At 38.7% G+C, this 25,497-nt stretch carries 27 protein-coding genes and 1 pseudogene; 9 read left to right on the forward strand and 19 right to left on the reverse strand.

What is annotated here, in order from left to right; translation table 11 throughout:
* Nucleotides 1–181: 181 nt before the first annotated feature.
* The 5 genes from D0T66_RS02040 to D0T66_RS02060 all read left to right on the forward strand — a co-directional run bounded on the left by D0T66_RS02040 (nucleotide 182) and on the right by D0T66_RS02060 (nucleotide 3,043).
* Nucleotides 182–445 (forward strand): hypothetical protein, encoded by a 264-nt coding sequence (locus D0T66_RS02040; RefSeq protein WP_163355336.1) that lies wholly within the window; start codon nucleotides 182–184, stop codon nucleotides 443–445.
* A 13-nt stretch (nucleotides 446–458) separates the two neighbouring features.
* Nucleotides 459–806, forward strand: a complete 348-nt coding sequence (locus D0T66_RS02045) for a hypothetical protein (RefSeq protein ID WP_163355337.1) — start codon at nucleotides 459–461, stop codon at nucleotides 804–806.
* 152 nt (nucleotides 807–958) lie between these two features.
* Nucleotides 959–1,315 (forward strand): helix-turn-helix domain-containing protein, encoded by a 357-nt coding sequence (locus tag D0T66_RS02050; protein WP_163355338.1) that lies wholly within the window; start codon nucleotides 959–961, stop codon nucleotides 1,313–1,315.
* A gap of 303 nt (nucleotides 1,316–1,618) precedes the next feature.
* On the forward strand, nucleotides 1,619–2,227 hold the full coding sequence (locus D0T66_RS02055) for a BfmA/BtgA family mobilization protein (protein ID WP_163355339.1): 609 nt from the start codon (nucleotides 1,619–1,621) through the stop codon (nucleotides 2,225–2,227).
* 3 nt (nucleotides 2,228–2,230) lie between these two features.
* The gene (locus D0T66_RS02060; RefSeq protein WP_163355340.1) at nucleotides 2,231–3,043 is read left to right on the forward strand and encodes a DUF5712 family protein; all 813 of its coding nucleotides are present in this window, start codon (nucleotides 2,231–2,233) and stop codon (nucleotides 3,041–3,043) included.
* 4 nt (nucleotides 3,044–3,047) lie between these two features.
* Here the strand turns inward: D0T66_RS02060 and D0T66_RS02065 are convergent, their stop codons facing one another.
* The 3 genes from D0T66_RS02065 to D0T66_RS02075 form a co-directional block, all read right to left on the reverse strand.
* Nucleotides 3,048–4,097 (reverse strand): SIR2 family protein, encoded by a 1,050-nt coding sequence (locus D0T66_RS02065; RefSeq protein ID WP_163355341.1) that lies wholly within the window; start codon nucleotides 4,095–4,097, stop codon nucleotides 3,048–3,050.
* Between the two features lie 11 nt (nucleotides 4,098–4,108).
* On the reverse strand, nucleotides 4,109–6,016 hold the full coding sequence (locus tag D0T66_RS02070) for a Piwi domain-containing protein (protein WP_163355342.1): 1,908 nt from the start codon (nucleotides 6,014–6,016) through the stop codon (nucleotides 4,109–4,111).
* Nucleotides 6,017–6,390: 374 nt separating this feature from the next.
* Nucleotides 6,391–7,086 carry a toll/interleukin-1 receptor domain-containing protein gene (locus tag D0T66_RS02075; RefSeq protein WP_163355343.1) on the reverse strand — a complete coding sequence of 232 codons (696 nt, stop codon included), beginning with the start codon at nucleotides 7,084–7,086 and terminating at the stop codon, nucleotides 6,391–6,393.
* Nucleotides 7,087–7,399: 313 nt separating this feature from the next.
* Between D0T66_RS02075 and D0T66_RS02080 the strand changes: the two genes are divergently transcribed.
* From D0T66_RS02080 to D0T66_RS02090, 3 genes are read left to right on the forward strand one after another with little or no spacing between them, the layout of a single operon-like run.
* Nucleotides 7,400–7,687, forward strand: coding sequence for a helix-turn-helix domain-containing protein (locus tag D0T66_RS02080; protein ID WP_163355344.1), 288 nt, complete (start codon nucleotides 7,400–7,402; stop codon nucleotides 7,685–7,687).
* The gene (locus tag D0T66_RS02085) at nucleotides 7,684–7,962 is read left to right on the forward strand and encodes a DUF3876 domain-containing protein (protein ID WP_163355345.1); all 279 of its coding nucleotides are present in this window, start codon (nucleotides 7,684–7,686) and stop codon (nucleotides 7,960–7,962) included. Before D0T66_RS02080 ends, D0T66_RS02085 begins: the two co-directional genes overlap by 4 nt.
* An 11-nt stretch (nucleotides 7,963–7,973) precedes the next feature.
* Nucleotides 7,974–8,270: a helix-turn-helix domain-containing protein gene (locus D0T66_RS02090; protein WP_163355346.1), complete on the forward strand. Its 297-nt coding sequence runs from the start codon at nucleotides 7,974–7,976 to the stop codon at nucleotides 8,268–8,270.
* A gap of 61 nt (nucleotides 8,271–8,331) precedes the next feature.
* Here the strand turns inward: D0T66_RS02090 and D0T66_RS02095 are convergent.
* From D0T66_RS02095 to mobC, 16 genes and pseudogenes are all read right to left on the reverse strand, one after another.
* Nucleotides 8,332–8,568, reverse strand: a pseudogene (locus tag D0T66_RS02095) (tyrosine-type recombinase/integrase); the annotation flags it as partial.
* A gap of 179 nt (nucleotides 8,569–8,747) precedes the next feature.
* Nucleotides 8,748–9,671 carry a cation diffusion facilitator family transporter gene (locus D0T66_RS02100; protein WP_163355347.1) on the reverse strand — a complete coding sequence of 308 codons (924 nt, stop codon included), beginning with the start codon at nucleotides 9,669–9,671 and terminating at the stop codon, nucleotides 8,748–8,750.
* 20 nt (nucleotides 9,672–9,691) lie between these two features.
* Complete coding sequence (locus D0T66_RS02105; RefSeq protein WP_163355348.1) at nucleotides 9,692–10,450, reverse strand: LytTR family DNA-binding domain-containing protein; 759 nt, start codon at nucleotides 10,448–10,450, stop codon at nucleotides 9,692–9,694.
* Nucleotides 10,431–11,513, reverse strand: a complete 1,083-nt coding sequence (locus D0T66_RS02110) for a sensor histidine kinase (RefSeq protein ID WP_163355349.1) — start codon at nucleotides 11,511–11,513, stop codon at nucleotides 10,431–10,433. The genes D0T66_RS02105 and D0T66_RS02110 overlap by 20 nt, the downstream gene beginning before the upstream one ends.
* A gap of 14 nt (nucleotides 11,514–11,527) precedes the next feature.
* Nucleotides 11,528–12,430, reverse strand: coding sequence for an efflux RND transporter periplasmic adaptor subunit (locus D0T66_RS02115; protein WP_163355537.1), 903 nt, complete (start codon nucleotides 12,428–12,430; stop codon nucleotides 11,528–11,530).
* 8 nt (nucleotides 12,431–12,438) lie between these two features.
* Entirely contained in the window at nucleotides 12,439–16,764 is a 4,326-nt protein-coding gene (locus D0T66_RS02120) for a CusA/CzcA family heavy metal efflux RND transporter (RefSeq protein ID WP_163355350.1), read from the reverse strand.
* 141 nt (nucleotides 16,765–16,905) lie between these two features.
* On the reverse strand, nucleotides 16,906–17,241 hold the full coding sequence (locus D0T66_RS16315) for a VIT1/CCC1 transporter family protein (protein WP_255489683.1): 336 nt from the start codon (nucleotides 17,239–17,241) through the stop codon (nucleotides 16,906–16,908).
* Nucleotides 17,192–17,596 (reverse strand): VIT1/CCC1 transporter family protein, encoded by a 405-nt coding sequence (locus D0T66_RS16320; protein ID WP_255489684.1) that lies wholly within the window; start codon nucleotides 17,594–17,596, stop codon nucleotides 17,192–17,194. Before D0T66_RS16320 ends, D0T66_RS16315 begins: the two co-directional genes overlap by 50 nt.
* A 152-nt stretch (nucleotides 17,597–17,748) precedes the next feature.
* Nucleotides 17,749–18,639 (reverse strand): DUF2202 domain-containing protein, encoded by an 891-nt coding sequence (locus D0T66_RS02130; protein WP_163355351.1) that lies wholly within the window; start codon nucleotides 18,637–18,639, stop codon nucleotides 17,749–17,751.
* Nucleotides 18,640–18,777: 138 nt separating this feature from the next.
* Nucleotides 18,778–19,080, reverse strand: coding sequence for a hypothetical protein (locus tag D0T66_RS02135; RefSeq protein ID WP_163274168.1), 303 nt, complete (start codon nucleotides 19,078–19,080; stop codon nucleotides 18,778–18,780).
* 96 nt (nucleotides 19,081–19,176) lie between these two features.
* Nucleotides 19,177–21,561, reverse strand: a complete 2,385-nt coding sequence (locus tag D0T66_RS02140; RefSeq protein WP_163355352.1) for a TonB-dependent receptor — start codon at nucleotides 21,559–21,561, stop codon at nucleotides 19,177–19,179.
* A 40-nt stretch (nucleotides 21,562–21,601) separates the two neighbouring features.
* Nucleotides 21,602–22,387: a FecR family protein gene (locus D0T66_RS02145; protein ID WP_163355353.1), complete on the reverse strand. Its 786-nt coding sequence runs from the start codon at nucleotides 22,385–22,387 to the stop codon at nucleotides 21,602–21,604.
* 2 nt (nucleotides 22,388–22,389) lie between these two features.
* Entirely contained in the window at nucleotides 22,390–22,875 is a 486-nt protein-coding gene (locus D0T66_RS02150) for an RNA polymerase sigma factor (RefSeq protein ID WP_255489686.1), read from the reverse strand.
* 89 nt (nucleotides 22,876–22,964) lie between these two features.
* Nucleotides 22,965–23,384 (reverse strand): DUF302 domain-containing protein, encoded by a 420-nt coding sequence (locus tag D0T66_RS02155; RefSeq protein WP_163355354.1) that lies wholly within the window; start codon nucleotides 23,382–23,384, stop codon nucleotides 22,965–22,967.
* A gap of 242 nt (nucleotides 23,385–23,626) precedes the next feature.
* A complete protein-coding gene (locus D0T66_RS02160) occupies nucleotides 23,627–24,892 on the reverse strand; it encodes a relaxase/mobilization nuclease domain-containing protein (RefSeq protein ID WP_163355355.1) in 1,266 nt (421 codons plus the stop codon).
* A complete protein-coding gene (gene mobC, locus D0T66_RS02165; protein ID WP_163355356.1) occupies nucleotides 24,882–25,232 on the reverse strand; it encodes a plasmid mobilization relaxosome protein MobC in 351 nt (116 codons plus the stop codon). Before mobC ends, D0T66_RS02160 begins: the two co-directional genes overlap by 11 nt.
* 19 nt (nucleotides 25,233–25,251) lie before the next feature.
* Between mobC and D0T66_RS16325 the strand changes: the two genes are divergently transcribed.
* The gene (locus tag D0T66_RS16325) at nucleotides 25,252–25,383 is read left to right on the forward strand and encodes a hypothetical protein (protein WP_255489687.1); all 132 of its coding nucleotides are present in this window, start codon (nucleotides 25,252–25,254) and stop codon (nucleotides 25,381–25,383) included.
* The last annotated feature ends 114 nt before the right edge of the window (nucleotides 25,384–25,497 follow it).

Below are 25,497 nucleotides of genomic sequence, written 5' to 3' on the forward strand. Positions count from 1 at the left end.
CATAGTCATAGATATGTAAACCACAAAAAAATCAGAGTTTTAATATTAACCCTTTAAAAATTACATTTATGGACAGTTCATGAAAATCGTCTAAAAAAGCCACTAAAAATTCCAGTGAATCAAGTTAAACATCCCGTTATGACAAAGAATCTTTCATTAAATCATTTAAAGTCAGAAAATTATGGATAAAAACTGGAATTTGAAGTTATTCAGCTTATTGTCTGATACTTCATTAGTTACAAACGAAGAAATGGAAAATGCCTATGGGTGCTTTACGAAACATATGAAAGCGGTCAGCCAGCCTGAAACAGACTATTCAGAAGTCTATCGAATGCTGAATGATACTCGTATTGAGTTGACATTTCTACAATTACTTTATCGGTACGAGGAGGGGGAAAAATGCCCTGAAATTTGCCTATCTACGGAAAGCAACCTTATTTCTTGAGTCTGAAATTGATTTGCTAAAACTTGCTTTTCCACAGGCGAATCAGTCATCTGTTAATATCAAATCTAACAATTCCAAAGTCTATTTTATCCCCAAGCCCAAAGAAGGATTGGGGATTGATAGTATGGGAGAATTCGCCATTTCTTTTGAGTTCTCCGGGCAGTTCCTTAATGACGAAGGCAATCCCGCACCGTACATCCATATCGCCCATGCTCTGGAACAAGCCTTTAACTTTACTTTCGGGGATGCCTACAAATCAAAAGAACGAGTATTTAAGCGCAAGCCGTTCAACCTTACCAAAGCGTTGGATTACCTGAAAAACCTTATTACTAAAGCCAGCCGTAAACAAGATGTAAAATAACTATTTTGCAATAACCTAAAAACAAGATAGTTACAGAAAATATATAGGGGAGTCCATAGGGATTCCCCTATTTTATTTGCTTTGTTCTTCTGAATTTTGCTTCGTCAATGCATTGGATATAAGAAGTATTAATCTGTAAAACGAAGCAAATCATGTATATCAATAATGAAGATTTTGAAAAGTGGATGCAGAAGCTATCCAAGAAATTGAGTGAAATTGGTCAGGACTTGAAATCACTGATAAATACCAAAGAAGTATTTAGCGAAGACGAAACCCTGCTTGACAATCAGGATTTAGCCTTTCTCTTAAAGGTATCGTATCGAACTTTACAGCGGTATCGTTCCAGTAAAAAACTACCTTTCTTTATGATAGCCCACAAAACCTATTACCGCACTTCGGACGTTCGGGAATTTGTCCGTAGTCACATGGATTTTCAAACCTATCAAGACTTTGAGAAGAAGCATCCAAAGCCCAAAGACAAGGATGAAAAAGACGAAAAAGAGGAATGATTCTGCCTTTTTACGCTTTAAGCAGAATAGAGCAAATGAAGGAGGCTTGTTTTGGTTTACGCCTCCTGTAAATAGCTCCGCATTTAGCAGAAACAACCTCGCCTACCGGCTCTGTTTGTTTCGCTAAATTAAGCAAGAGGGAACTGGACTTCGTCCTGTTCTTCCTCTTGCCCTGCGGGGCAAAGCCTTCGGCTTTAGTGCTTTAGGATAAAGCACAGTTATAACACTTGCTATAACTCGAATTGATGTACAATTCTATTTGAGCAAGTTATATATATGAATAGCTATAAAATAGTTATAACTATGGCTAAACAGAATAGAAATATCATATTTACGACAATAGCGATAGAAGCGGAAACGGACAAGTTGATAGAAAAACTTTGTAAACGCTATTCGCTGAAAAAAGGAGAAATTACAAAACTGGCTTTCCTATATCTGGATAAAGCCCATATCAACCCTGCGGATGCGCCTGAATCGGTAAAGACGGAACTTGCCAAAATCAACAAACGGCAGGATGATATTATCCGTTTCATTCGCAGCTATGAGGAAGATAAGCTAAACCCGATGATACGAACAAGCCATTCAATCGCTACCCGTTTTGATACTGCCGTGAAAGAACAGAAAGGATTAATAACTTCTGAAATAGAGCAAAGCCGGGAATTACAGGACAATGTTCTGAAAAAGATAAGCGAAACATTCAACCAACATGCCGGAGTGATTAACAACCAAGCTAAACAGATAAACGAGCTTGTCCAATCCATAAACGCATCATCAAAGAGGCAGGAACGGAATAATAATAAACTTTTGAAACTGATTTCCCTTTATTCGGAACTGGCTATTTGTGGAGTTATGGACGGTAAGCGGAAAGAGAACCTAAGAGCCGAAATAAACGACCTAATAAATGAAAAGTAAGCCATGAATATAGATTTCCCGCCACCGTCCAAAGGCACATATAACAATGCAGGCAGTAGCCGAAAGCTATGTAATTATCTGGAACATGAGGACATGGAACGCATGGAGCAAGGAATCTATACAGAGGGCTTTTTCAACCTGACAGATGATAATATCTATAAATCACAGGTCGTAAAAGATATAGATAGTAATATCGGTCAGCTATTAAAAACGGATGCCAAGTTTTATGCTATCCATGTAAGCCCATCGGAAAAAGAACTTCGGGCAGTGGGAACTACCGAACAGGAACAAGCCGAATCCATGAAACGGTATATACGTGAAGTAGTTATTCCCGAATATGCCAAAAACTTCAATAAAGGGCTATCGGCAGAGGATATAAAGTTTTACGGTAAGATACATTTCAGTCGAGACAGGTCAAACAACAAGCAGAATATGCACTGCCATTTGATTGTCAGCCGTAAAGACCAATCTAATAAAAAGAAACTATCCCCACTAACCAACCACAAGAACACCACGAAAGGAATGGTTAAGGGCGGTTTTGATAGGAAGAACTTGTTCCAACAGGCAGAGCAGGGATTTGATAGGCTATTTGACTACAAACGGGAACTAATCGAATCTTTTGAATACTACAATACTATGAAGAACGGCAGTATTTCCGACCAACTCAATATGCAGGAACGACAGATTGCCGATGAAAGAAAAAAAACAGATATGCAGGAAGAATTGACTGAAAACAAGGTTGCATATAAGCAAGATAACAGTAATGAGGAACGATCAATAAAACCACCCAAGAAAAATAGAGGTTTTAAGCAGTAAACTATTAATCAAAAGGTGATCCTTCAGGTTCTCCAATGTGCTTAGTGAAAAAATCCTTATTCATTATTTGTGTCATGAAATCTTTTGCTGTTTGATTTACTAAAAGTAATTGATTTTCATTTTTCAACTTTAATCTGTCAGATATCCGACTTTTTTCGGTTTCTTCGGGACAACTGAAAGGTGCAACATTGATAACTCTCAACTCACTTCTCATGTTGAGGGCTTGAGATATAATGATATTCACATATTCGTCTGCATAGGAGTAGCCAATAATCACTATTATCTTAGCCTCTTCAAGACAAGCTATCCTAAGAATTGACGAATAATAAAAATAAGGATCGACTGAAGTCATTTTATGTTGGATTCCGAAGATTAATTCAGGTTCATCTTCTATTTTTTCACTTTGATAAAGTTTGTCATTATTTATATACCAATTAATTGATCCGTGCAGTTTGTATAAATTATAATGTTTCCCTAATGTATTTTCAAAATTAGACGAATGCCATTCATGAGTTTCTTGTGTAAAACCTAATTCAATAACTTTTTCTCTGCCAACAACATTTTCAAAACACAAGTCATAATTCAAAGTGAATATTTTCATCAACTGCCCAACATCCGTAGATAGAGAAATGAATGATTGCCAATAATTTGCGCCATCATAATTTCTTAAACCAACCCATTTGTTTAGTTGTCTTCTTATTAGTTTATGAAAACGTTTAATATTGTCGAAATTATTGCCGGCTAAGTCGAGTAGTCTAATATTCCATGTTCCAATAAAAGGATACATTATATTACTTTCTCTTTTTTCAATTTCGGTAATAACAACAAGTAATCTTTCTACATTAAATGGTTCATCAAATTTTCCTAATATACCATCTGAATAATTTATACTACTTTTCAAATAGTAGTATAAATCTCGGTATGGTTTCCATTCTATATTCTCTATTATAAGCTTTTCAATTTCTTGAACCATAGCATTTGACATTGGGATGCCAGCGTCTACACTAGCCCCTGCGCCAAATAAAAACAACAAGTCATCTCCTTTTATTTCCATTTATTATACTTTTATAAAAACCATGGTTTATCATTGGATATTGAACCTTCTTCATAGCCACTTATATGCTCAAAGGCTTCTGTATATTTTGCAATAATTTGAGAATAATATATAGATATTGGAATCGATTTTGCATTAAACCCTCGCCAATTAGCTCCTGATAAATTCAATATATCTTGAAGAAAGGTCTGCTCATCTAAATTTTTCTTATTATTTGTACTTAAGAATTTTATATGAACAGGGTTAGATAATCTTTTGTCAACAACTTCTTTTCCATATAGCAATCCTTCAAACCACACTATATATTCATCTTTGGATAGTTTTACAAAACTGCTTTCATATGGAACTAAAGTGTTGTGAAAACTGTATCCAAAATATTTATTATCAATATTTACTTTAATTACAACAAGCTCAATATCAGTCACTTGTTTAACCGCATCAGAAATGGCATTTATTTCTTTTTTCTTTATTTTAAAAGGCAAATGTAAAACACATGTTTCATAATTTGCCTGTTGACTGTCTTTTAAAATATTAACTAAATTACTTGTTAGTTTTTGTAGATAAGATGACTCTGATGTTTCATCTGCTAAGACTTCTAGTGTTTTATATAAACCACTAGAATCTAAACATACTGTATATGCGAAATATTTGGAAATTTCTCCAGTGTCACGATTCTTTTTATGTGAACTTCCAATTCCCAGTATTAAACAATTCTTATTACTTGGTTTTACAACCCATGGTATTCCACCTATTTTTGCGAACATTGCTAAGGCAATGTTCGATGTTGACCATTTTAAAGAATTTCTTTCTCCTAATTTTCGATAATTAATAACTTGTAATGGCAAGTCATTTTTTATAAAGTTATATTTTAAATAATAATAATGATTAGAAGCTGGAATATCTTCAATATCAATAGCACAATCCTCTATATATATCCCAATAACTTTTTTATCATTATTGATTTCCTGTAAATTCTTTACAGTATCTACGACTTTCAATAAACTATTATTAGAATAATCCTCTATCTTAATTTGCTTGACATTTTTTACATTTATATCTATCCCAAACATTTGTTCTAAACCGGGAAACGTACCAGGATTCAGTTTTCCTGTTAGGCTTAAGTACAATTCATTTGCGAACGATTTGAAGCGATCTTCAAAAATAAAAGCAAACATAACTTCTTGTCCAATATTTTTATATGGTCCAAAATTCCGTATGCCTTGAAATTGTGAGTTAGCACTATTATCATTATTAAATATATATTCTTTTTTATTTAAATGAAAGACTGTAGTTTTTATTAAGTCTCGTTCGATTTTTATTGTTTGCTCTTCTGTTCCTATGTTTTCAATTATATCGTAAATAGCAGATATAAAGTTTTGAATAAGCCTAAATTTATCAGAATAATAATTCTTATTACTTCTGCCATGCATATCTAAACTTAAACTCAATATTTGGACTTGCCGGTCAAACAGTGTATCATCACTTTTACGAAACTTAAAATCGATTATAAATCCATATGTCTTTTGTTCTTCCAAATAATAAGGTGATAAATATATAATCCTATCCCCTTGCGGGTAAGATTCTATCATGAAATCTATATAATCATCCGTGAATTTTCTTTTTACCTCATACTCAAAAGGACATCCTTTGTTTTTTAAGACATTTATTAGCTGATTAAAAAGATATCGTTTGGATAATCCTATGGAATATGTCGAATCAGCAAGGAATTCTTCAAACTCATTCTTTTGCACAAAAGACACCCAATATTTCGCATAATCTTTAGAATGTTCTGTTTGAGGCAGACTATATAAAAAAGTATCATCCTCTTTACTATCATCCTGTTCTTTAATTTTTCTGTAAACCTTAAAAGAAAAATTCTGATTATATATTGGAAGTATATTTAGCCTGATATTTGCCATTTTCTTAAATCGAATAATTACTAACTACATGTTTTTCACAAAGATACTCATTTTTCTATTATTTTGTATTATGAAAAACTTTGGAATTTCTATGACTTCATATTATGAACAAACGTTTGCGTATAGTTATTAGATGTATAAATTCTCAATTTTAAAAACAAAAAGTAAATGAGTGTTTATTTTCATTTGATTTACAAAGATACATTTCGGTAATAGAACATCAACACCAAGCCGTAAGCGGTTTTTAGAAATTTCTTCCTTTTCATGCTGAAAAGAGTAAATTTCTAAAAAGTGTTGTCTTATCTATTCTCTACATGAGTGCGATGTATATCAATTAAAAAAAGAAAAAATATACTAAGTTAGTTTGTTGAAATTTATGGAGTTACAAGTTCCGCTAACTTAGCAGCAACGTCTACCATTGACTCCTCGATAGTACTCAAGCCACTTCGTGAGCCAAGTAAAGGGCTTACCTCACGTAAATCTTCAAAAGTTGTGTTATGTACAATAGGAACAAGCAAATCACGAGCTAGAAGAGCAGAAAGTTCCTTGTCAGCAATTCCCTCTCCTTTAACGCGTTTAAGAAAAGAAGGAGTAACTAATACGATACCAACACGAGACTTTGCCAATCCTTTATCGATTTCACGGAGTAACGATGAGCCTAACAAAACATCTTTTTCGCTAAACCAAACGGAGACACCCTTCGATTCTAGTAAATCATGTAGTTCTTTAGCTGCACCTTTTCGATCATCCCAAGCGTGGCAAAGAAAAACATCTCGTAGATCTGGCAAATCCGAACGCTTTTCTACATTTTCACGGACAGGTGTAAGAGTTCGAATTTCTGCAGGGGTATATAAAATAGTAGAACCTGCTGAAGACCAACGCGCTTTAGTTTTAGTTTGTCCACCACTACTGTTACGACTTCCAGAATTATAAGAAGAATAAGATGAGGAGTAGGAGGAATACGAGGAATACGAATTGTAACTACGATTATAACGACTACCACATGCAGGACAGTTTGCTGCTGCACTTGCTGTTCGATGACCATTTACTGGTGCTGTACATCTTGCCATATTTTTTACATTTAAAAGATTATATAACAGACAATAACAAAGAGGGTGCCAACTGTTAATAGAAAACAAAGCAACTTTATTTCGCAGTCATACATGTCAAAATGTCTTAATGGGGCGAGTTTCGTCTTTTAAAATATGCCAAATATTCATTTTAGGCGAAAGGTTAATTCAACTTGTATTGATTCTAGTCACAAACTTCCTCTCTCTGCCACTTTATCAACTTTCTGAAAACCAATTTATATTTCAGTTTTCTTTGTCGGTAAATCATTGCAATGATACCGATTTAAGTAATAACATTAAAAAGAAAACAAATATGGAAGTAATAGCTATCGAGAGCAAAACTTTCGACCTGATAACAGATAGGTTTGAAAATTTTGCTAAGCAAATCAAACAATGGTGCGGAGTGGAACAAGAGAATAATAAATGGCTTGATAACCAAGACGTATGTACTCTTCTAAATATATCCTACCGGACATTACAGTATTATCGAAATGCTGGTAAACTCTCATTCTCACAGATAAATAGCAAATGCTATTATAAAGTGGAAGATGTAGAAAAACTACTCAAAGATTCTCTAATCTCTAAACAGAACAAGCAATGAGGACTAAAATATTTGATTTGAAAGTTCTGTCGGGGAATTGGGAGAGTATAAATCTAAATCCTACTATTATCATCTACCAAGACGGAGAGCAGTATTTATTAAGTGTCATTCATATGAATGAAACGAGCCGACAGGCAAGCCCTGCTACTTATGAGATTCAAGAAGATGAAGACGGTTTCTTTATCAACTATAATCTGAAACGAGCATCTATCAGCTATGACAAGAAACTGGATATATTAACCGTTTCCGCATTAGGTGACTATATACGGAACTAAAATCTGACCTTATGGAAATACTGGATAAAAAATCAGAGAAGATTAACACCTTGCTCCGTGTGTTAGATGAAGTTCAAGATGTTATCAGCAGTGCCCTAAAGCGGAGAACTCCGCATCTGAACGGAGAGAAGTATCTAACGAATAATGAAGTTAGCAAATTGCTAAAATTGAGCACACGCACTCTCCAAGATTGGCGAGACAATGGAACTATCAGCTATATACAAATTAAAGGGAAGATTCTTTATCGACAGTCTGATATATTGAAATTGTTAGAAGATAATTTCGAGAAATCGTGGCGAGAAGAATAGTGTTAACAATAAAAGCGAGTTTTAAGGCTCGCTTTTATCGTTTCCGTTGAATTATAGCTACTTATCCAAATTTAGCATCTACGTTCTGCATATCCCGAAGAATAGAACTATCCAATACTTTAGCGTAATGTTGTGTCATTTTTGTACTGGAATGACCGAGAATTTTGGATACATTTTCTAAAGACACATTGTTCGCCAAAAATACAACCGTAGCCGCCGTATGGCGTGCCACATGCGTGCTTAATTTCTTCGTAATCCCACACAGATCAGCGATTTCTTTCAAATAACAGTCGATTTGGATTTTGAGGCTCTTTGTCAGATAGTTACAAAGAGTGAATTTTGACGAGGTAACGAATTGGTAACGGTTCTTTTAACTGGTCTTTACTTCATTTTGCATCTTTACCTAATAACTCTTGTACAAAGATATATTTTTTAGATTTATTCTCCTCATAATGTATAGAAAATAATCGACCGAGCTTACCCTTTATCCTTACATTCTTGTTTTACTGGCTCCATGTGAATCATTACATGGGTATCCGGACCGTATTGTTCCTGGAGTTTCTTCTCTATTTCTGTTATTTTCCTGTGGGTCTCTTCGAGGGTTGTGCCGCCATCCATACGGATGTGGAATTCTATGGCGCAACCGTTCCCTATTTTTCGGGTATATAGATTATGTAAGCCACTCACTCCATTGAAAGAGCCGACAATTTCGCGGATTTCACTCTCGGTTGCTGTCGGTAGAGACTTTTCCATCAACTCGTCAATGGCCGGTTTCATTAACTGGACGGACGTCCTGATAATGAAAACACTTACCACAATGGCGGCGACCGGATCTAATACCGTCCATTTCTGACCAAGGAATACCGCCCCGCCAATACCAACGGCCGTACCAATAGAAGATAGTGCGTCGCTGCGGTGATGCCATGCGTTGGCGACGACAACATCCGATTTCAGTTTCCGTCCCTGAAAGACAGTATAGCGGCATAATACCTCTTTCAAGATTATCGAAACTATAGCCGCCCAGAAAGCGATCATTCCAGGACTTTCAAGAGTCGCACCCTTGATTACCGCAATGATGTCTTTTGTACCGTTGTAGGCTATCATCGCGCCAACAAGAAGCAGGATGAACCCGATCATAAGCGTTGCCAGCGTCTCGAATTTACCGTGCCCGTATTTGTGCTCCTCGTCTTTGGGTTTGCTGGATATCTTAACGAAAACGATTACGATGATATCAGTCACGAAATCCGAGAGTGAATGTACCGCGTCGGCTATCATTGCCGCACTCCGCCCCAGGATACCGGCAGTGAATTTACCAAGTACCAGCAGCAGGTTTATAATACTACCGACAACGGTTACCTTATAAATGCCCCTTTCGCGCTCTTTTTTTGTAAAATTATCCATCTTCGTTATAATTCCGAAATCTATCCGAACCACTCTTTAAACTCACTCACCCGTGCTTTTGTTACCAGTATTTTATCTTTTGTGGGTACAATAAGATTAACCGATAGCCTCCCGTTGAACCAGAAATCAATATCCATAACCGCATCCTTAGCAATAATGTACTGCCTGTTGGCACGGAAGAAAACGTTGGGATTTATACATTCAATCAGTTCTTCGAGTGTATGCGGGATAATATAAGATTCGTTGTTTTTAGAAATAGCCTTTACTACACCACTGTCAATATAAAAACAGGCAATGGATTCAGTAGGCAATGGTAAAAGTTTGGTGCCCTTATTGGGAATGAGGAAGTAGTTTTTATATTGTTTCTGCTCGTTCATAGACTTTATCAGTTGTGACAACGAGTGGTTTTCATCCTGCTTTTTATCAGTCAATAAAGCCAGTTTGTCCATGGCTCTTTTTATGTCTTTCTCGCCGATGGGTTTTAACAGATAATCGATACTGTTTACTTTGAAGGCTTTTAGCGCATATTCGTCATAAGCAGTGGTGAAAATAACGGGACAAGTTATCTTAGTGTGTTCGAATATCTCGAAGGCAGAACCGTCAGCCAGATGAATATCCATAAAAATAAGGTCGGGCATAGGGTTATCCCGTAGCCATTTGACACTCTCGATGATGGAATCGGTTATGCCTATTATTTTACATTGGGAAGCGACATCGGCCAGTAAAACTTTCAGGTTGTTTACAGCAGCCTTTTCGTCTTCAATTATCAGGGTTCTCATGGCGGTTGGGGTTTATTAAAGGGATGCTGACACAAAACAGATTGTCTGTGTTATCAATCGTTATTTCTTTACCAAAAAGCAAACGGTAGCGTTTCACCAGATTATCCAACCCTATTCCTGTGCCTGTACTGCTTGTTAGCTTGGGCTGAATCCGGTTGCATACATGCAATATACCGTCTTCGGTTGTCCTTATATTTACTTTTAGCGGATGGCGGTTGCTGATTTCGTTATGCTTAACGGCATTTTCGATTAAAACCTGCAACGACATGGGAGGGAGCAGGTAGTTATTGAATCTTTTATCCACTTCAAATTCGAAGGTAAGATTGTCCTCATAGCGCATTTCGAGCAGGAAAGTATACCCTTCGATAAATTCGAGCTCTTCGGAAAGCGTGGTTTTCTGCGAGTCGTTTTCCTGGAGCATATAACGAAGGACATTGGAGAGTTCCTGTGTATAATTCTGTGCTTTTGCGGGTTCTTCGCGTATCAGCGACCGTAGGGTATTCAGGGAGTTGAAAAGCATGTGCGGATTAAGCTGGCTTTTGAGTGATTCGTATTGGCTGAGGATATTTTCGAGCTTTAGCTGCTGGTTCTCCAGAAGTATTTTTTGCTGCCTGCGGGTAATGTAAATAATGTAACAGCTACCTGTTACTACTCCCGAGATAATGAAGTCGCGGATAGGGTGTAAATAGTGATGTGCCGTAGATTGTACGGCCAGTATATCGAACGTTTTGTGTAAATGATAAAACGCATTACTTATCAGGGTACTTACCAGCCAGCATAAAAGAAAAGAAAGTATAAACTTTTGCCAGCCTATTTTTGAGGTTGTTTTATTGAAGCGGAAAACAACCGTATTCAACCAGAAAAGGAAAAGAAGAGCCAGAAAGGAAAAGAAAATCTCATTGACTACTTCCAATGTCTGAATACCGGGAAAAACGTTGTGATTTTCCAGATTGCCCAGCAAATCTATAATTTCGGGTATATGGATAAGGAAGCTGACTGCCACTGATATAATAACCAGCGACAGTTTGTATCTGTTTCCGTATTTCTTTCCATCATCGTTCATAAAAACAAAAGTAGTTATTTTTGCACAATCCTTGCATTAATGTACATTCCGGGACGAAATAATTCGTTTTTCTCCACTACTTTGGCATATACTTCAAGGGAGCGGTTGACGTTATCCACCGACTGTCCTACTGAAATAATCTCACCGCCGAACTTTTCGTCACCCATACCATTAACTCTGAACTCGATGCGGTTGCCTACTTTTATTTTATTGAGGTCTTTTTCATAAGCTGTCAGTTTGATAAGTGTATTGCTTTTATCAATGATTTCGCACAGCGCTTCGCCTGCCGTAATGTGTTTACCTATATTCATTTGAAGGTTGGATATATAGCCGCTTATAGGCGCCCGTACTTCGAGCAGGGAAACTATACCTTTTGTATGGAGTGCCTGCGGCGATACGCCCAACATGGTGAGCTGTGCGGCGGCGGCATCCTTCCTACTTTTCATAGAAAGGTAATCGGCTTTGCTTTGCTGAAATTTCTTTTGCGAGGCGGCTTCTTCTTTTGCGAGTATTTCCTGACGTTTGTATTCTGTTTCTAGGTATTCGCATTGGGCGGATGCTTCCAGATAGTTTTGTTGCAAGTTTATAAATTCAGGATTTTCAAGGGTAGCCAGCAGTTCGCCTTTTTGAACATATTTACCCGGCAGCAATGACGTGTTTTTCACAATACCGTCGATAGACAGGGTGACGGATGCCTGCCGCTGTGGGGAAAGAACAAAAGTGCCGTTAAATGCAGCATCCTTAGCCAGCGATGTGGCAGAGGTAACAGCATCAATCTTTACCATATCTCTTGTTTCCGGTTCAACCTGTTCTGTATTTGGTTTTGTATCGATTATTTTTTCGGACTGCTCATTTTTCGGGTTGCTGCATCCCATCATTAATAGTAGGGTGGCAACTGTTATATAAATAGCTTTCATCATTTACGTTATTTGTTGTTATATAATTCATATTCTAGAGCCGATACATTGTATTGGTATATCATTTCGATGTAAGATTGTTTGATGTCCAATGCGCTGTTCATGCTTTGTATAAAATCGCTGATATCCGTTTCGCTATGCTTCAACTGCAATTCGGCAGAGCGAATCATGGCATCGGCTTCGGGCAAGGCCGATGTTTCAAAAAATCGGATGCTTTCGTCATATTTCCGCAAATCAGCTTTTAGTTCGTAGACTTTGTTGTTTAGCTGGCGGATATTATCCTCGGCTTCGTACTTTGCCATGTAAGCATCGTATTTTGCCTGTTTTACCCGGCTGGATTGCGCATTGAACACAAGGGGGATGGATACACCGACAGTCCACGAGTTCAAACCCTTGTCGGGTAGGATATTCTGCCGTTGATAGCCCACGGAAAACTCGGGGAAGAAGTGGCTTTTCTCTACTTTTACCTGTGCTTCGGATTCGGATACCTTACTATTGAAATAAGAAAGGTGGACAGAGGATAAGTCCGTCGTCATCATGCCTGTATCATATTTGCTTAAAAGGGTATCAGCAGGAATTACCGAATTTTCGGCATAACATATCCATTGCAGACGGGTGGCGGCAACCTTAAATTCTTCTTCGGCCTGAAATACTTTATTCTTCATGGAGGCAGCTTGTGCCGAAGACATATTCTTTTCCAGCAGGGTGATTTCTCCCTGTTTATAACGCAGGTCGCCGGTTCGGAGAAGCATTTCTGCCAGTTTGCTTTGTTCACCCAGCATCTTTTTTTTATGGTAGGTATACTGGTAATAAGCCCATGCGCGTTTGGCTTCGGCTGTTACTTCCTTTTCTACCATGTCGCGGTAATATGTGCCGGTGTTTACCTGATGCCTCACCAGCGAGTTTTTGTAAAAAGGTGTAACAATTGAGCCTACCGATTGGGAGACATTAAATTGACGGTCATTCCGGTTGGTTCCGTTAAGCTGTCCCCATGAATAATCGAAAGAGGTAGCTCCCAAATCCCACGATTCGCCCCGTGCGGCTTTGCTCCGGTCGATGGAAGCTGTAGCGGATTTTAAACGGGGATTGTTTTCTTTTGCCATCTTTATCACTTCGTCCAGTGTAACGGTCTGTTGTGCCTGCATCTGGCCGGGTATAATTAGCAATAATGCTATAAGTCCTACAAGAGAGGTTCGTTTGTTCCCCCCCCATTTTCGCCTGCATACAGAGAATACGCCTATCAGGTGATAGAATACGGGAATGATTATCAGTGTGAGGAATGTTGAAACCAATAATCCTCCGATAACAACTGTTGCCAGCGGACGTTGTACTTCGGCTCCTGCCGAGGTGGCAATAGCCATCGGAACGAAACCGAGTGAGGCAACTAATCCTGTAAGGAATACAGGACGGAGCAGATGCGGGGTTCCTTTCTTAATTATTATATCTGTTGCCATTTTACAGCTTGTACATTTTGATAGGGATTTGAAATGGTTCAACATAAGGATACCGTTCAACACAGATACACCGAACAAAGCAATAAATCCCACACCTGCCGATATGCTGAAAGGCAACCCTCTTATCCACAGGGCAAGCACACCGCCTATCATGGATAGGGGTACTGTGCTGAATACCACGAGCGTATAGGTGAGGCTGCGGAAGGCAAAGAACAGGAGCAACAAAATCAGCAGTAAAGCGATAGGGATTACTACCAGCAGGGTGTTGATCGCATTTTGCAGGTTCTCGAATTGTCCGCCGTATTCAAAGTAATAACCGGGTTCAAGTTTTATGTTTTCATCCAGCACAGTTTGGATTCTACCTACTACCTGCTGTATATCGGCATCACGCACATTGACACCTATTACAATACGTCGCTTAGTAGCATCACGGTTGATTTGCAGGGGGCCGCTGATCAGCTCTACTTGTGCAAGTTCGGTAACGGGTATCTGTATGCCTTCGGATGTACGGATAAAAAACTTATTGAGGTTGAAATCCTCTACTTTTTGTTGGTCGAGGCGTACAACCAAATCGAACCGCCGCTCATTTTCAAATACTGTTCCCGCCACCTCACCAGCGTAGGCGGTACGGATAATGTTGTTCAATTCTTCCACATCTACACCATAACGGGCCAGTTTGCTGCGGTCGTAGTTTACAACCAATTGAGGCAGTCCCATTGCCTGCTCTACCAGTACATCGTCGGCACCGGGCACCTGTTCGATATACTTGGAGGCTTCGCGGGCTTTGGAATAAAGTTCTTCCATATCTTCGCCGTATAGCTTGATGGCGATATCGGCTTTGGCTCCGGTCATAAGTTCATTAAAGCGTAATTGGATCGGTTGGCTGAAATTAAATTCCACATCGGGTATGGTATCAAGTGCGTTCTTCATTTTCTCTACCATTTCGGCACGGGAGGATGCACTTGTCCATTCTTTGAAAGGTTTCATTACGATCATGATGTCGGCATCTTCTACCGCCATGGGGTCGGTAGGTACTTCAGCAGTACCTATTTTTGCTACTACGTGCTTTATTTCGGGAAAGTTATTCATGAGTATCTTTTCCGCCTCATCTGATGCTTCAATACTACGGGTTAGTGAGCTTCCGGCAGGCAGGGTCATTTGCATGGCAAAATCGCCTTCGTCGAGAGTGGGAATAAATTCCGCTCCTAATTTGGTAAACAGTATGATACTGCCTCCCAGTGCAAGGAATGCTATAGCAACGGTAGTCAGGCTGAACCGCAGGCATTTTTGCAGCAATCTTTTGTATAGCTTGTTCAACCAGTCGAAAAAGCGGTCGGCAAAGGTACGGGGCTGTCTGATGGTCTTTTTCAGGAACAGGGATGCCATCATGGGCACATACGTCAATGACAAAATCAATGCACCGATAATACAGAACACGAGTGTTTGAGCCATTGGGGTAAAGTATTTGCCTTCTATACCTTGCAGCATTAATATGGGGAAGAATACTATAAGGATAATAAGTACTGCAAAGGTGGCGGAATGTACAACACCTTTGGTGCCGTTGGCTATCTCATTATCCATATCCTTAGGTGATAGTTTTCGCCCATAAAATTGTTTGGTGTAAAGATGAGCAAGTATCCCTTCAACTATTACAATGGAACCATCGACCACGATACCGAAGTCTATTGCCCCGAGGCTCATCAGGTTTGCCGATACACCGAACAACCGCATCATGATAAATCCGAAGAGCATGGATAAAGGAATAACAGAGGCAACGATTAGTCCGGCTCTCACATTTCCGAGGAATATTATCAGTACCAGAAAAACGATCAAAGCCCCTTCTATAAGGTTGCGGATAACAGTGGATATATTGCGGTTTACGAGTTCGGAGCGGTTAAGGTAAGGTTCTATGCTGACACCCTCGGGTAGCATTTTCTGTACGAGTTCCACTCTTTTTTCCAGTTCGGTGGTCACGACATTGGCGTTTGCACCTTTCAGCATCATGGCAATGCCACCCACACATTCGCCCTGCCCGTCTTTGGTCATTGCCCCAAAACGTTTTGGAGAGCCGTAACCCACTCTGCCGATATCGTCAATATGGATAGGAATGCCTCCACGGTTGGTAATGACTACCTGTTCTATATCCGTAAGGCTTTTTATCATTCCCTCGGAACGGATGTAATAGGCTTTGCTATCTTTTTCGATATAGCTTCCGCCTGTATTCTGGTTGTTTTTGTGCAGGGCTTCGAAAACCTCACTGATTGTGATATTCAGGGAATAGAGGGCGTCGGGGTCTACTGCTACTTCGTATTGCTTCATGTATCCTCCAAAGCTGTTGATTTCTACAATACCGGGTATGCCGGAAAGTTGGCGTTTCACAATCCAGTCTTGGATAGTTCGCAGCTCCATGGCATCGTACCTGTCTTCATAGCCCGGTGCAACTTCAAGCACATACTGGTATATCTCTCCCAGCCCGGTGGTGATAGGCATCAATTCGGGAACGCCCAGTTCCGAAGGGATTTCTCCTGCTACGGTTTGTATCTGTTCGTTTATTAGCTGCCGGGCATCAAGGGTGGGTACATTTTCCTTGAAAACAACGGTTACCAGCGAAAGGCCGAAGCGGGATACGGAACGTATTTCTACTACGTTCATAATATTGCTCATAGCCACTTCGATGGGGAAAGTTATTAATTGTTCTACTTCCTGTGGTGCGAGCGTAGGTGAAACGGTTACGATTTGCACCTGATTGTTAGTGATATCGGGAACAGCGTCTACGGGAAGGGTGAGCATGGCGTAAATACCTGCGACAAGGAGTATCAATGTCATAAATCCGACAAAGAGTTTCCTCTTTACCGAAAACCGGATTATTTTATCAAACATACAAATTGTTGTTACTAATTTGTATGCAAAGGTATTATCAGAAGGGGCTTAACCAAACTGCAAAGTATGTGAACTGGCTGGATTGGGGGGCGAGTTATCTTATTGGGGGTGTGAATTTATTATTTATTGATATATGCCAACTCACGAAGTCCGCACTCCGAATATATATCCTACCAAAGCAGATATAAACATTGCTACGGTTCCCCAAAGACATATTCTGCAAATGGACTTATATATATTCGAACCACCCATTTTTGCGGCGACTGCCCCTGATACGCCCAGAAACAGGATAGCAAACCCATATTGGAAGAAAACCATTCCATTTATCGGAGCAAGAACAGATACGAGAAAAGGCAATATCCCCCCTGAAATAAATGAAGCGGCAGAGGCCATCGCTGCCTGTAGAGGGTTTGGACGAGTTATATCGTTAATACCCAACTCGTCTCGCGCATGGGCTTCCAAAGCATTGTTTTTCATTAATTGTACGGCTACATTGTGAGCCAGCTCTCTGTCTAACCCTCTTCCTTACATAAATACCGGCTAATTCCTCCACTTCCTGTTCAGGCATTGTTTCCAGCTCCATTTTTTCCCTTTTCAGGTCAGCTGTTTCAACATCAGTTTGTGAGCTTACCGAAACATATTCACCCGCTGCCATCGAACAGGCTCCTGCAACCAACCCTGCTAATGCAGCCAAAACAATAGAATTTCTGGAAGTATTGGCTGCTGCTACGCCAATTACAATACTGGTTGTAGATAAAATACCGTCGTTTGCTCCTAAGACTGCTGCTCTTAACCAGTTCGTGCGGTTCGTAAAATGTTTTTCGTAATGCATGATATATTAGTTGATAATATGCATGATTATTAACATTGTAGACATAGTATTTGTTTTATCTATTTATTTTACTGTATATCATCGAAAAAGATAATAAAAAAGAAAGAGATATAGATTTCCATATCTCTTTATATATTCAGTTTCAAAGTTATTTACCGTCCTCCCCTATATCCTTTACCTGTTTGACCTTTATTGGAATTGCTGCCGGGAGAGGTTCCGTTTGTGCATCCTCTACACATACCCGAATTATTTACAGCACCTTTGTTGCCTTTCTGCTGATTACCTTTTTCACTATTTGTATTTTGTCCTTGTTTCCCTTTCTGCTGGTATTTATTACCTTGTCCGGGATTTGAGGAGATAATTACCTGATAAGTGGTTCCATCTAATAATGAAGGTGTATAGCTACTTCCTAATAATGTAATTTGACGTACTACAGCCCTGAGATGATTTGTGGAGCTTTTCAGCAAATTAGAAATGATAATTTTGATGTTCGGGTTTGATATATTTTCCAGAACATTGTCATAATCAACAATATTTTCCTCTTCCAACCGGGCAATTGCCGTATGGGCATTTTCCAGGGTATTGCTCGTAATAAGCAATTCATTATACTGGCTTTGCCTGTATTTATCAGCAAATACTCCATCGGGACTTAGTGCAGGATATTCTATCTCATAATAATCCAGAAGTCTCTCAATGGTAGCTATATGTGTTGCTTCGGCAGTACCGATTCTGGAAAATTGTATGGCTGTAGGATAGAGAGATGAAAATGCAAGGTTCAGGTCGCGAGACATTTTTTCATCTTCTCTCAAAGCATATAAAAATTCTATTTCATCAGCTGCCAAAGGAGATGTTGCATCCAATACCGGGCAAAGATTGTCTACCATAAAAGAAGAAATCCCTTCATCAGAAACCTTTAGAAGGCTTACCAGTTCTGAATTGCCTGTTCCCGTATTATCATCGAAATCATTCTCGCTACTGCATGAAAATAGCATAAATGAAAATGTCAGACATAAAAATGCAAATAATTTGTTGTTAGTATTCATGTTTTTAGTTTTTAAAGAATTAATAAGTTGATACTTCTATTTATTAACCGCATAAAATAGAATATACCCTACTTGCCTGATTAAATAAGAATGCCACTTTGAATTAAAGTGGCATCCCTGTTGATAGTACCGTATATCTTATTTTTTCTGACCTTTCTTTTGTCCCGTTCCATCTTGGGGTTTCGTACCTACCGGTGTTCCCGTTCCTTTACAATTACCGGTACAAGTCCCGTTTTCAAAATTGTCGCAAACTCCATTTTTGTTTACATCAATAAAATTGACACATGTTTTGTTAGTACCCGGAAGCAGAACACATGGCCTTTCCTTGTTCGGCTTTTGAGTTTGATTTTTACCTTTTCCGTTCCCGTTTCCGTTTTGTGCAGATGCAACTCCCATTGACAAAACAATGGCTAAGGCTGTCATGAATAGTTTTGTTTTCATTTTTTTTCTTTTTGATTAATAAATTAAGTATCATATTTCGAAATATGGTATGTCTTATTTATTAACCGCACGAACTTAAATTTACCCTACCTGTTTTTAAAATAAAATTTCAAGAAAAATCATGGGAGTGAATGGAGTCGCTTTTGTATAAACGTTTGTAACGTCTTTTTTGTCAGAAAATATATAGCTGTATTTTGTGTTTTCATTATTCAACACATTCAATACGGACACACCTGCTTGCAACCGGCAGGATTTAAAGCTGTGATTATAGGTAGCTCCGACATCCAGTCTGTGATAATCCTTATCGGATTCCTGAACTGTACTGTTTCCCTGCCCTGTACCTTGTCCGCCTTTAAATGCGGGAGAAAATCCAGTCCCGAAAACATAATTTGCCGATAGGGTAAATCTCCTGACAGAGAAAATACTTCCCAACTTAACCTCATGCCCGGTTTCATCTTTTCGCTCCGATATATTACAAAGGGAATAGGAACCAAAGACAGAAATATTGTTGAACTCTTTTTTCAGAAACATATCTACGCCCGTAATATCCACATCAGTCTTGTACAGATCTTTCGATAAACGGATAATATTCTTGTTTTTTTTGTGATATCCTTCCAGGCTGATTAAAAATCCGTTTTTACTGAATGCCAAACCGGCAAGGGTATGCATCGCGGACATTATACTATCCTGCTGTATTTTCCATACAAAATCGGTATACTCATCGGTTTGTATTGGAGTACGGGAAATGTACTGGCGATACAGCCCCCATGAGGCCGTTGCAGTTACTGCTTCGGAAAGAGTATACCTCCCTGAAAAACGAGGTTGGACATATACCTTATTGCTTGCAAAGTCAGTCCGTATACTTCCGTCCAGAGAGAATTTACCCCAGGAAAATTTGTCCAAAAGATATATAGAGGGTACGGTAAAATTATTTTTTACTTCATTTACCTTGTCTTTATAAAAAAGAATTTCCCCACCTGCCTCAATTTGCTGATGTTTACCCCAATTAAAGGTGTGGTTCAAATCTATTCCGGCTTCTTCTATTTTGTTCTTTGTCGAAATGCTTATTTCAGGTTCGGACTGGTTTCCCTGAAGCCTTCTAATACGGTCGTTTTGCGTGTTTAATTGAGAATATTTTACCTTCAGCCGGGATGATGACGAATTGCCCCATACTTTGTTATACATAGCGCTTCCGGCATATTGGTGGTTGTTTTGCGAAGCACTCAGGTCATATTTATCTTCTTTTGATACCGAATAATCGAAATCATCGTTTGAGGTATAAAGTGATATATGGTAATTATCGTTACCGGTAGTATTTCCAATATATTTCAGGTTGATGTCATTGAATTTATAGTCGGGAGACAAGTAAATTTCACTTATATTTTGTTGGGGTTTATTATTACCGTTCCCTTTACCTTTCCCACTGCTTTCGTTGGTACTGTTTTTGCCATACGGATTCAATTCTTCCACATCATACAGGTTATAAAATGTCTGCCTGTAAGATGCCATCAAAACTGAACTTTTAGACACGGGGATAGAACCAAATACATTTGCCGTCAGGTTGCTTACTGTGGCTTTGAGGACAGGTTTATCCCGGTTTCCGTCGATCCCTGTAATTTCGGCTATCGCTCCGGCCCTGTTCCCGAATGAGGCATCATAACCGCCTTTTAATAGCCTGATATCTTTTACCATGTACGGGTTAATAAAACTGATATGCTCGCTAAAACTTTTTAATCCGAAAAGGGTAAAGCCGTCAAATGTAATTTTGCTTTCGCCGTTATTGCCTCCCCACACAATCAGATCCTCGGATGGTTCTCCCGACGCCCTTACCCCCGGCATCATGCGTAGCAGGTTGAAAACGGAGTTATCACCGCTTCCTGGCATCTGCCTGGCTACAGTATGATTGAGCCTTATTTCTCCCGATGTTTTCCCCGACTGCATCATCATGGCACTTGAAGAAGGTGATACTATCACTTCCGGCATCATTATCAGACCGGGGCTTATATTTAATGTGTGATGCCCGTGCGAAAGAATCGTATCTATGCTATTGTATCCCAAATAACTGGTTTGAATACGAGTTGAACTCTTATCTCCCTTGAGGAAAAAATATCCGTTTTCGTCCGTAATTATTGTTCCCTGATCAGTGGTAATGTAGGTATAAGGTAATTTTTCATCGTTTGTGCAATCTTTCACAATACCCGATATTGTATATTGCTTTTTAAGGCGAGGGACTTCTTCGATTTCTTTTTTGGGATAAATAACATACACATTTCCTGTTTTCTTGTATGCCAGTGGTTTATCTTTCAAAAGATAGGTCATAGCATCATCAACAGATTTGAAAACTTTCTTTTCTGTAATTATATATTTAGAAACGGCCTTACTATCAAAAGATACCTCTATACCCAAGCTTTGAAGGACTTTATCTAAGGATTCATTGGCCGTATTGATTTTTATTTCCTGCGCGTAAATCACAGGAGACATACAAAACAGTAATATAAATACAATAAGAAATCTGCTCAAATCATTTCTTTATTTTAAGTTTTATACCAAAGGGTTCTTGTACAATTTGCAAAACATCTTCCGGATTATCCAGTTTTGTAAAGTTTCCGCTATAAATATAGTTAATATTTTCAGGAGCTACAATTTCTATATTGTATTGCCTTTCGATTTCCCTGATAACATGTATCAATGGCTCCTCATTAAATACAAACTTATTATTTGTCCATGCTATTTTTTGCTCTATGTCATTACTATTTGATGATTGTAATGTGCTATTCTCAAAAATAGTTTGCATTCCTTTGGCCAGTATTACCGACTGGTTGCCAGCTTCAACCTTTACTTTTCCTGATAAACAAGCCACATTATATTGTCCGGGGCGCGAAAGTACATTAAAGCTCGTTCCCAGGACCGTAACAGTTGCTGTACCTGATTTCACCTCAAATCGGCTTCCCTTTTCGACATCAAAATAAGCCTCTCCTTCAAGTGTTACCTCTCTTGATACTCTCCACCAAAATGGCTTGTAGGTTAATTTGCTTTCGGCATTTATTATTGCCCGGGAACCATCCGGCAAATTCAGCGTATAATGTTGTCCGCGTGGTACGGTAATATCTTTGGTATACAAGAAAGCAATAGAAGGAATTAAGATAACCAATAGGATTGCCGCAACACCGGCGTATAAAAATACCGGACGTTTATATAAAGGAATTTTCTTTTTCCCATCATCTTCCAGTCCCGCAAAATTTTCCGCCCAAATCTCATCTTTTGATTTAGTCCATTTGGGCTTTATTTTGATATTTTCCGTTTTCATTGTTACAAAAGTTTTGTTTTTAAAAACTGCAATGCACCTGTAATTCGTTTTTCAACTGCTTTCACACTGATACCTAACCTATCTGAGATTTCGTGATATTTCAACTCCTCATTCCGGCTCATCAGGAATGCTTCGCGCTGTACTTCACCCATCTCGTCTAACGCGGAGGAAAACCTGGCTTTCAACTCTTCAAATTGCAGGATTTCCTGAGGTGATAAGTTCTCAATTCCGGTAGCAACCATGTCTTTAGCATAATCAAGCCGGGTTGTACTTTTCCTGTATTCACTTATTACCATGTCGTTCGCTATCTTATAAAGAAGAGCCTTTATATTTTTTGTATCAATAGAATCTATCTTTTCCCACACACGCATAAATACGTCCTGAGCAATATCGGATGCAATACTCTCATCGGCGCATCTGTAATAGATATAATTACGGATTGAGTCGAAATAATTGTCGAATATGTCTTTAAATTCCGATTTTTTCAAAATCTGATTGAATTGCAATTTATATGTATACCGTATGAATGGGAAGATACCCTACCGGCATACGAAAATAAATTAACGGATAGTAAAAATCAGCCTGCAATAAAACACTCCAATACCTTCTCAATATCAGCAAAAGCTTTTGCCATGACTTCTTCGACTTTTCCTCCTACCATAGCGGCCATAGCAGCAGAATCCATCCGCGCTATATATACTTTCCCGTCATTCTTTTCATAAACCGATAAACGACAAGGCATCATAGGAGAATAAATGCGTAAAGCATCAGTATCAAGCAATTGACCGGAATAAACAGGATTACACAGTTCTAAAATCTTAACAGGCAGAATATTTTTTCCGTTTTTCTTTAAAGTAGCCTGCAAATCATGAACAGCGGAAATTTTCCAACCTATGTTTAATATATGCTCTGAAAGCAATGTTACTGTTTCCTCGTAGGAAAATTTACTCTCATTTTCCAAAAATAGTTGGTTGGGTGAAATTACATTCTCTTTCATAGTCTTAAAATTTAGTATTCTTATTATCGCAAAAGTAGTATAATATTCGATGTAATTACCAGAATATTATTTAATTATGATAGGTTTGCTACACAAAAAGGAAGTTTTTAGGTAAAAGAATATTTAAGCTAACCCACAATTGTAAAACATAAAGCAAATAAAGCGAGGGTATTCGATTACAGTAATATCCTGAAGGAAAAACTGTAATTCTAAATAGGTTAGGTGGCTTGCTTATAGAAAAACTACATTTTCCGTCCTCTAGTTTTCTTTTGAATCGTAGGAGTTTTGGTTTTTTGTTCTTCTTTCTCTACTTTCGGCACCCTTGGATCATAGAATGATTCTTGATATTCAGAATCCGTTTTGTTTTCTTTCCAGAGGTATGGATACGCATAACTTCCACCTCCCCACCATTTAACTTTAGCTTTCGTGACATAGCCGTTTTCAATGAGTACCTTATCCCGGATACGCATCTCATACTGACCGTATTTGACGAAACTATCTGGATTTTCACGACTAAAAAAGACTTTATTCTTTTCATCGTTTAGAAAAATATGGGAGGAAAACTTACCATTTCCATTATTCCGGTTCATATTTTCAAGGAAAATGACACCACCGTTTCTTAATACTTTTTCCTGTTCCGCTGACAATTCTACTCCTAAAATTACAAGGCTATGATTTGCTGTTGAGGCTTCCTGTTTTGCCTTTTGCTCGGTTGGTTGCTGTTTTTGTTCTGCATCTTTCCGTTCTTTTTGATATTTTTCTTCCATCCGTCTATCCTCATCCAAGATATTTTTCAGAAACTCTTTTTTCAAATTTCCGAAGCTGAATTTCCGGTCGACCTCAGAACCTTTGAAAGCAATACCATCATATCGGAATGATACTCCCTCAATCTCTTTGACCGTCCGTTTCCACTTATATTCAATCTCGATTCCAAATTTTTCGAGGTTGAGCCTCAGATCTGCCGGATTCTTACAAACAGGTAAAACCGACTTAAGCGTATCGTGGATGTAGTACTTTGCCTTATCGGGGTTCTTCAATTTATCCCGTTTGACTTTCTCTTTTCCCTTGCCATAAGTGAGGTTGTATTTGTCCTTTAGCTTCTTGCAGACCTTGATGTTTCGTTTATAATCATGGTTTACAGAGATAAGTTTCAGGTCATTATTAATCCGGTTATACACAATATGCAAGTGTGGATTCTCCGTATTGTGATGCCGGATAATGATATATTGTGTATTACGAATACCCATCTCTTCCATATACTCTTTTGCTAATTTTGTCATAAAATCATCCGTCATCCTATCTTTATCATCAGGAGAAAATGCGATTGGAATATGCCCGACAGGTTGTTTAATCTCTTTCCTGCCGGAACGCTGCATGGCAAAACTTCGGATAATATCCTGCTTTGTTTCTGTCCAAACACCTTCGGCTTCTAGTAAAGTTGCTCCTTCATGCATCACATAGGATACACAACCTTTGAATGACTTTCCTTTTATATTTTTAGCGATCATAGAGTAAATTCTTTAATTCAAGCATTAGAAGATAGGCTGCTTTTGACGCATTTTCAAAGCCTTCTTGATTTGCCTTCCTTGCAATTTGATTGAGATTATTTGCTATACCCGCCAGCTTTCGCATCAGGTCAAGTTCCTCAACTGTGAATCGGGATTTGATACCACCTTTCAATGTCATTTCTCGTGCGTACACAGTTGGCTTTATACCCAACTTTTCTGCTTTTTCTTTTACGGAATTAAAATCTGCTTCGGTCAATTTCAGGTTGATCGAAGTGGAAAGCTTGGCTTTTTCTTTGGCAGGTCTACCTCTTTTGGTTTTATTCTCTTTCTTATTTTCCATAACACTGACCTTTAGAGTTATGGAAAACCACTGTGTGCATATCAGCACACAGGCAAGACGAAACGTAAGCGACCACCGGGAGATGAAGTTGAGGATTGCAACACAGTCTGCCGGTTTTGCGACCATCGGGAGCGAAACAAAAGGGCTGTGAAGTGCCCCGACCGGATGCAACCAACGGGCGCAGTAGGAAGAGCAAAAGGTAAATTCAGGTGTAGCCGGATTTATCTTTTGTGAGGGCACAGCCCCGCAGGGCAAGGTATGCACG

The organism is Dysgonomonas sp. 25, from assembly GCF_010501075.1.
Taxonomy (GTDB): domain Bacteria; phylum Bacteroidota; class Bacteroidia; order Bacteroidales; family Dysgonomonadaceae; genus Dysgonomonas.

Excerpts from the sequence above, each read along its gene's own strand:
- D0T66_RS02040 (WP_163355336.1), top strand. The coding sequence starts at position 182 with ATGGATAAAAACTGGAATTTGAAGTTATTCAGCTTATTGTCTGATACT.
- D0T66_RS02050 (WP_163355338.1), top strand. The coding sequence starts at position 959 with ATGTATATCAATAATGAAGATTTTGAAAAGTGGATGCAGAAGCTATCC.
- D0T66_RS02055 (WP_163355339.1), top strand. The coding sequence starts at position 1,619 with ATGGCTAAACAGAATAGAAATATCATATTTACGACAATAGCGATAGAA.
- D0T66_RS02060 (WP_163355340.1), top strand. The coding sequence starts at position 2,231 with ATGAATATAGATTTCCCGCCACCGTCCAAAGGCACATATAACAATGCA.
- D0T66_RS02065 (WP_163355341.1), bottom strand. The coding sequence starts at position 4,097 with ATGGAAATAAAAGGAGATGACTTGTTGTTTTTATTTGGCGCAGGGGCT.
- D0T66_RS02070 (WP_163355342.1), bottom strand. The coding sequence starts at position 6,016 with ATGGCAAATATCAGGCTAAATATACTTCCAATATATAATCAGAATTTT.
- D0T66_RS02075 (WP_163355343.1), bottom strand. The coding sequence starts at position 7,086 with ATGGCAAGATGTACAGCACCAGTAAATGGTCATCGAACAGCAAGTGCA.
- D0T66_RS02080 (WP_163355344.1), top strand. The coding sequence starts at position 7,400 with ATGGAAGTAATAGCTATCGAGAGCAAAACTTTCGACCTGATAACAGAT.
- D0T66_RS02085 (WP_163355345.1), top strand. The coding sequence starts at position 7,684 with ATGAGGACTAAAATATTTGATTTGAAAGTTCTGTCGGGGAATTGGGAG.
- D0T66_RS02090 (WP_163355346.1), top strand. The coding sequence starts at position 7,974 with ATGGAAATACTGGATAAAAAATCAGAGAAGATTAACACCTTGCTCCGT.
- D0T66_RS02100 (WP_163355347.1), bottom strand. The coding sequence starts at position 9,671 with ATGGATAATTTTACAAAAAAAGAGCGCGAAAGGGGCATTTATAAGGTA.
- D0T66_RS02105 (WP_163355348.1), bottom strand. The coding sequence starts at position 10,450 with ATGAGAACCCTGATAATTGAAGACGAAAAGGCTGCTGTAAACAACCTG.
- D0T66_RS02110 (WP_163355349.1), bottom strand. The coding sequence starts at position 11,513 with ATGAACGATGATGGAAAGAAATACGGAAACAGATACAAACTGTCGCTG.
- D0T66_RS02115 (WP_163355537.1), bottom strand. The coding sequence starts at position 12,430 with ATGAAAGCTATTTATATAACAGTTGCCACCCTACTATTAATGATGGGA.
- D0T66_RS02120 (WP_163355350.1), bottom strand. The coding sequence starts at position 16,764 with ATGTTTGATAAAATAATCCGGTTTTCGGTAAAGAGGAAACTCTTTGTC.
- D0T66_RS16315 (WP_255489683.1), bottom strand. The coding sequence starts at position 17,241 with ATGAAAAACAATGCTTTGGAAGCCCATGCGCGAGACGAGTTGGGTATT.
- D0T66_RS16320 (WP_255489684.1), bottom strand. The coding sequence starts at position 17,596 with ATGCATTACGAAAAACATTTTACGAACCGCACGAACTGGTTAAGAGCA.
- D0T66_RS02130 (WP_163355351.1), bottom strand. The coding sequence starts at position 18,639 with ATGAATACTAACAACAAATTATTTGCATTTTTATGTCTGACATTTTCA.
- D0T66_RS02135 (WP_163274168.1), bottom strand. The coding sequence starts at position 19,080 with ATGAAAACAAAACTATTCATGACAGCCTTAGCCATTGTTTTGTCAATG.
- D0T66_RS02140 (WP_163355352.1), bottom strand. The coding sequence starts at position 21,561 with ATGTCTCCTGTGATTTACGCGCAGGAAATAAAAATCAATACGGCCAAT.
- D0T66_RS02145 (WP_163355353.1), bottom strand. The coding sequence starts at position 22,387 with ATGAAAACGGAAAATATCAAAATAAAGCCCAAATGGACTAAATCAAAA.
- D0T66_RS02155 (WP_163355354.1), bottom strand. The coding sequence starts at position 23,384 with ATGAAAGAGAATGTAATTTCACCCAACCAACTATTTTTGGAAAATGAG.
- D0T66_RS02160 (WP_163355355.1), bottom strand. The coding sequence starts at position 24,892 with ATGATCGCTAAAAATATAAAAGGAAAGTCATTCAAAGGTTGTGTATCC.
- mobC (WP_163355356.1), bottom strand. The coding sequence starts at position 25,232 with ATGGAAAATAAGAAAGAGAATAAAACCAAAAGAGGTAGACCTGCCAAA.
- D0T66_RS16325 (WP_255489687.1), top strand. The coding sequence starts at position 25,252 with ATGGAAAACCACTGTGTGCATATCAGCACACAGGCAAGACGAAACGTA.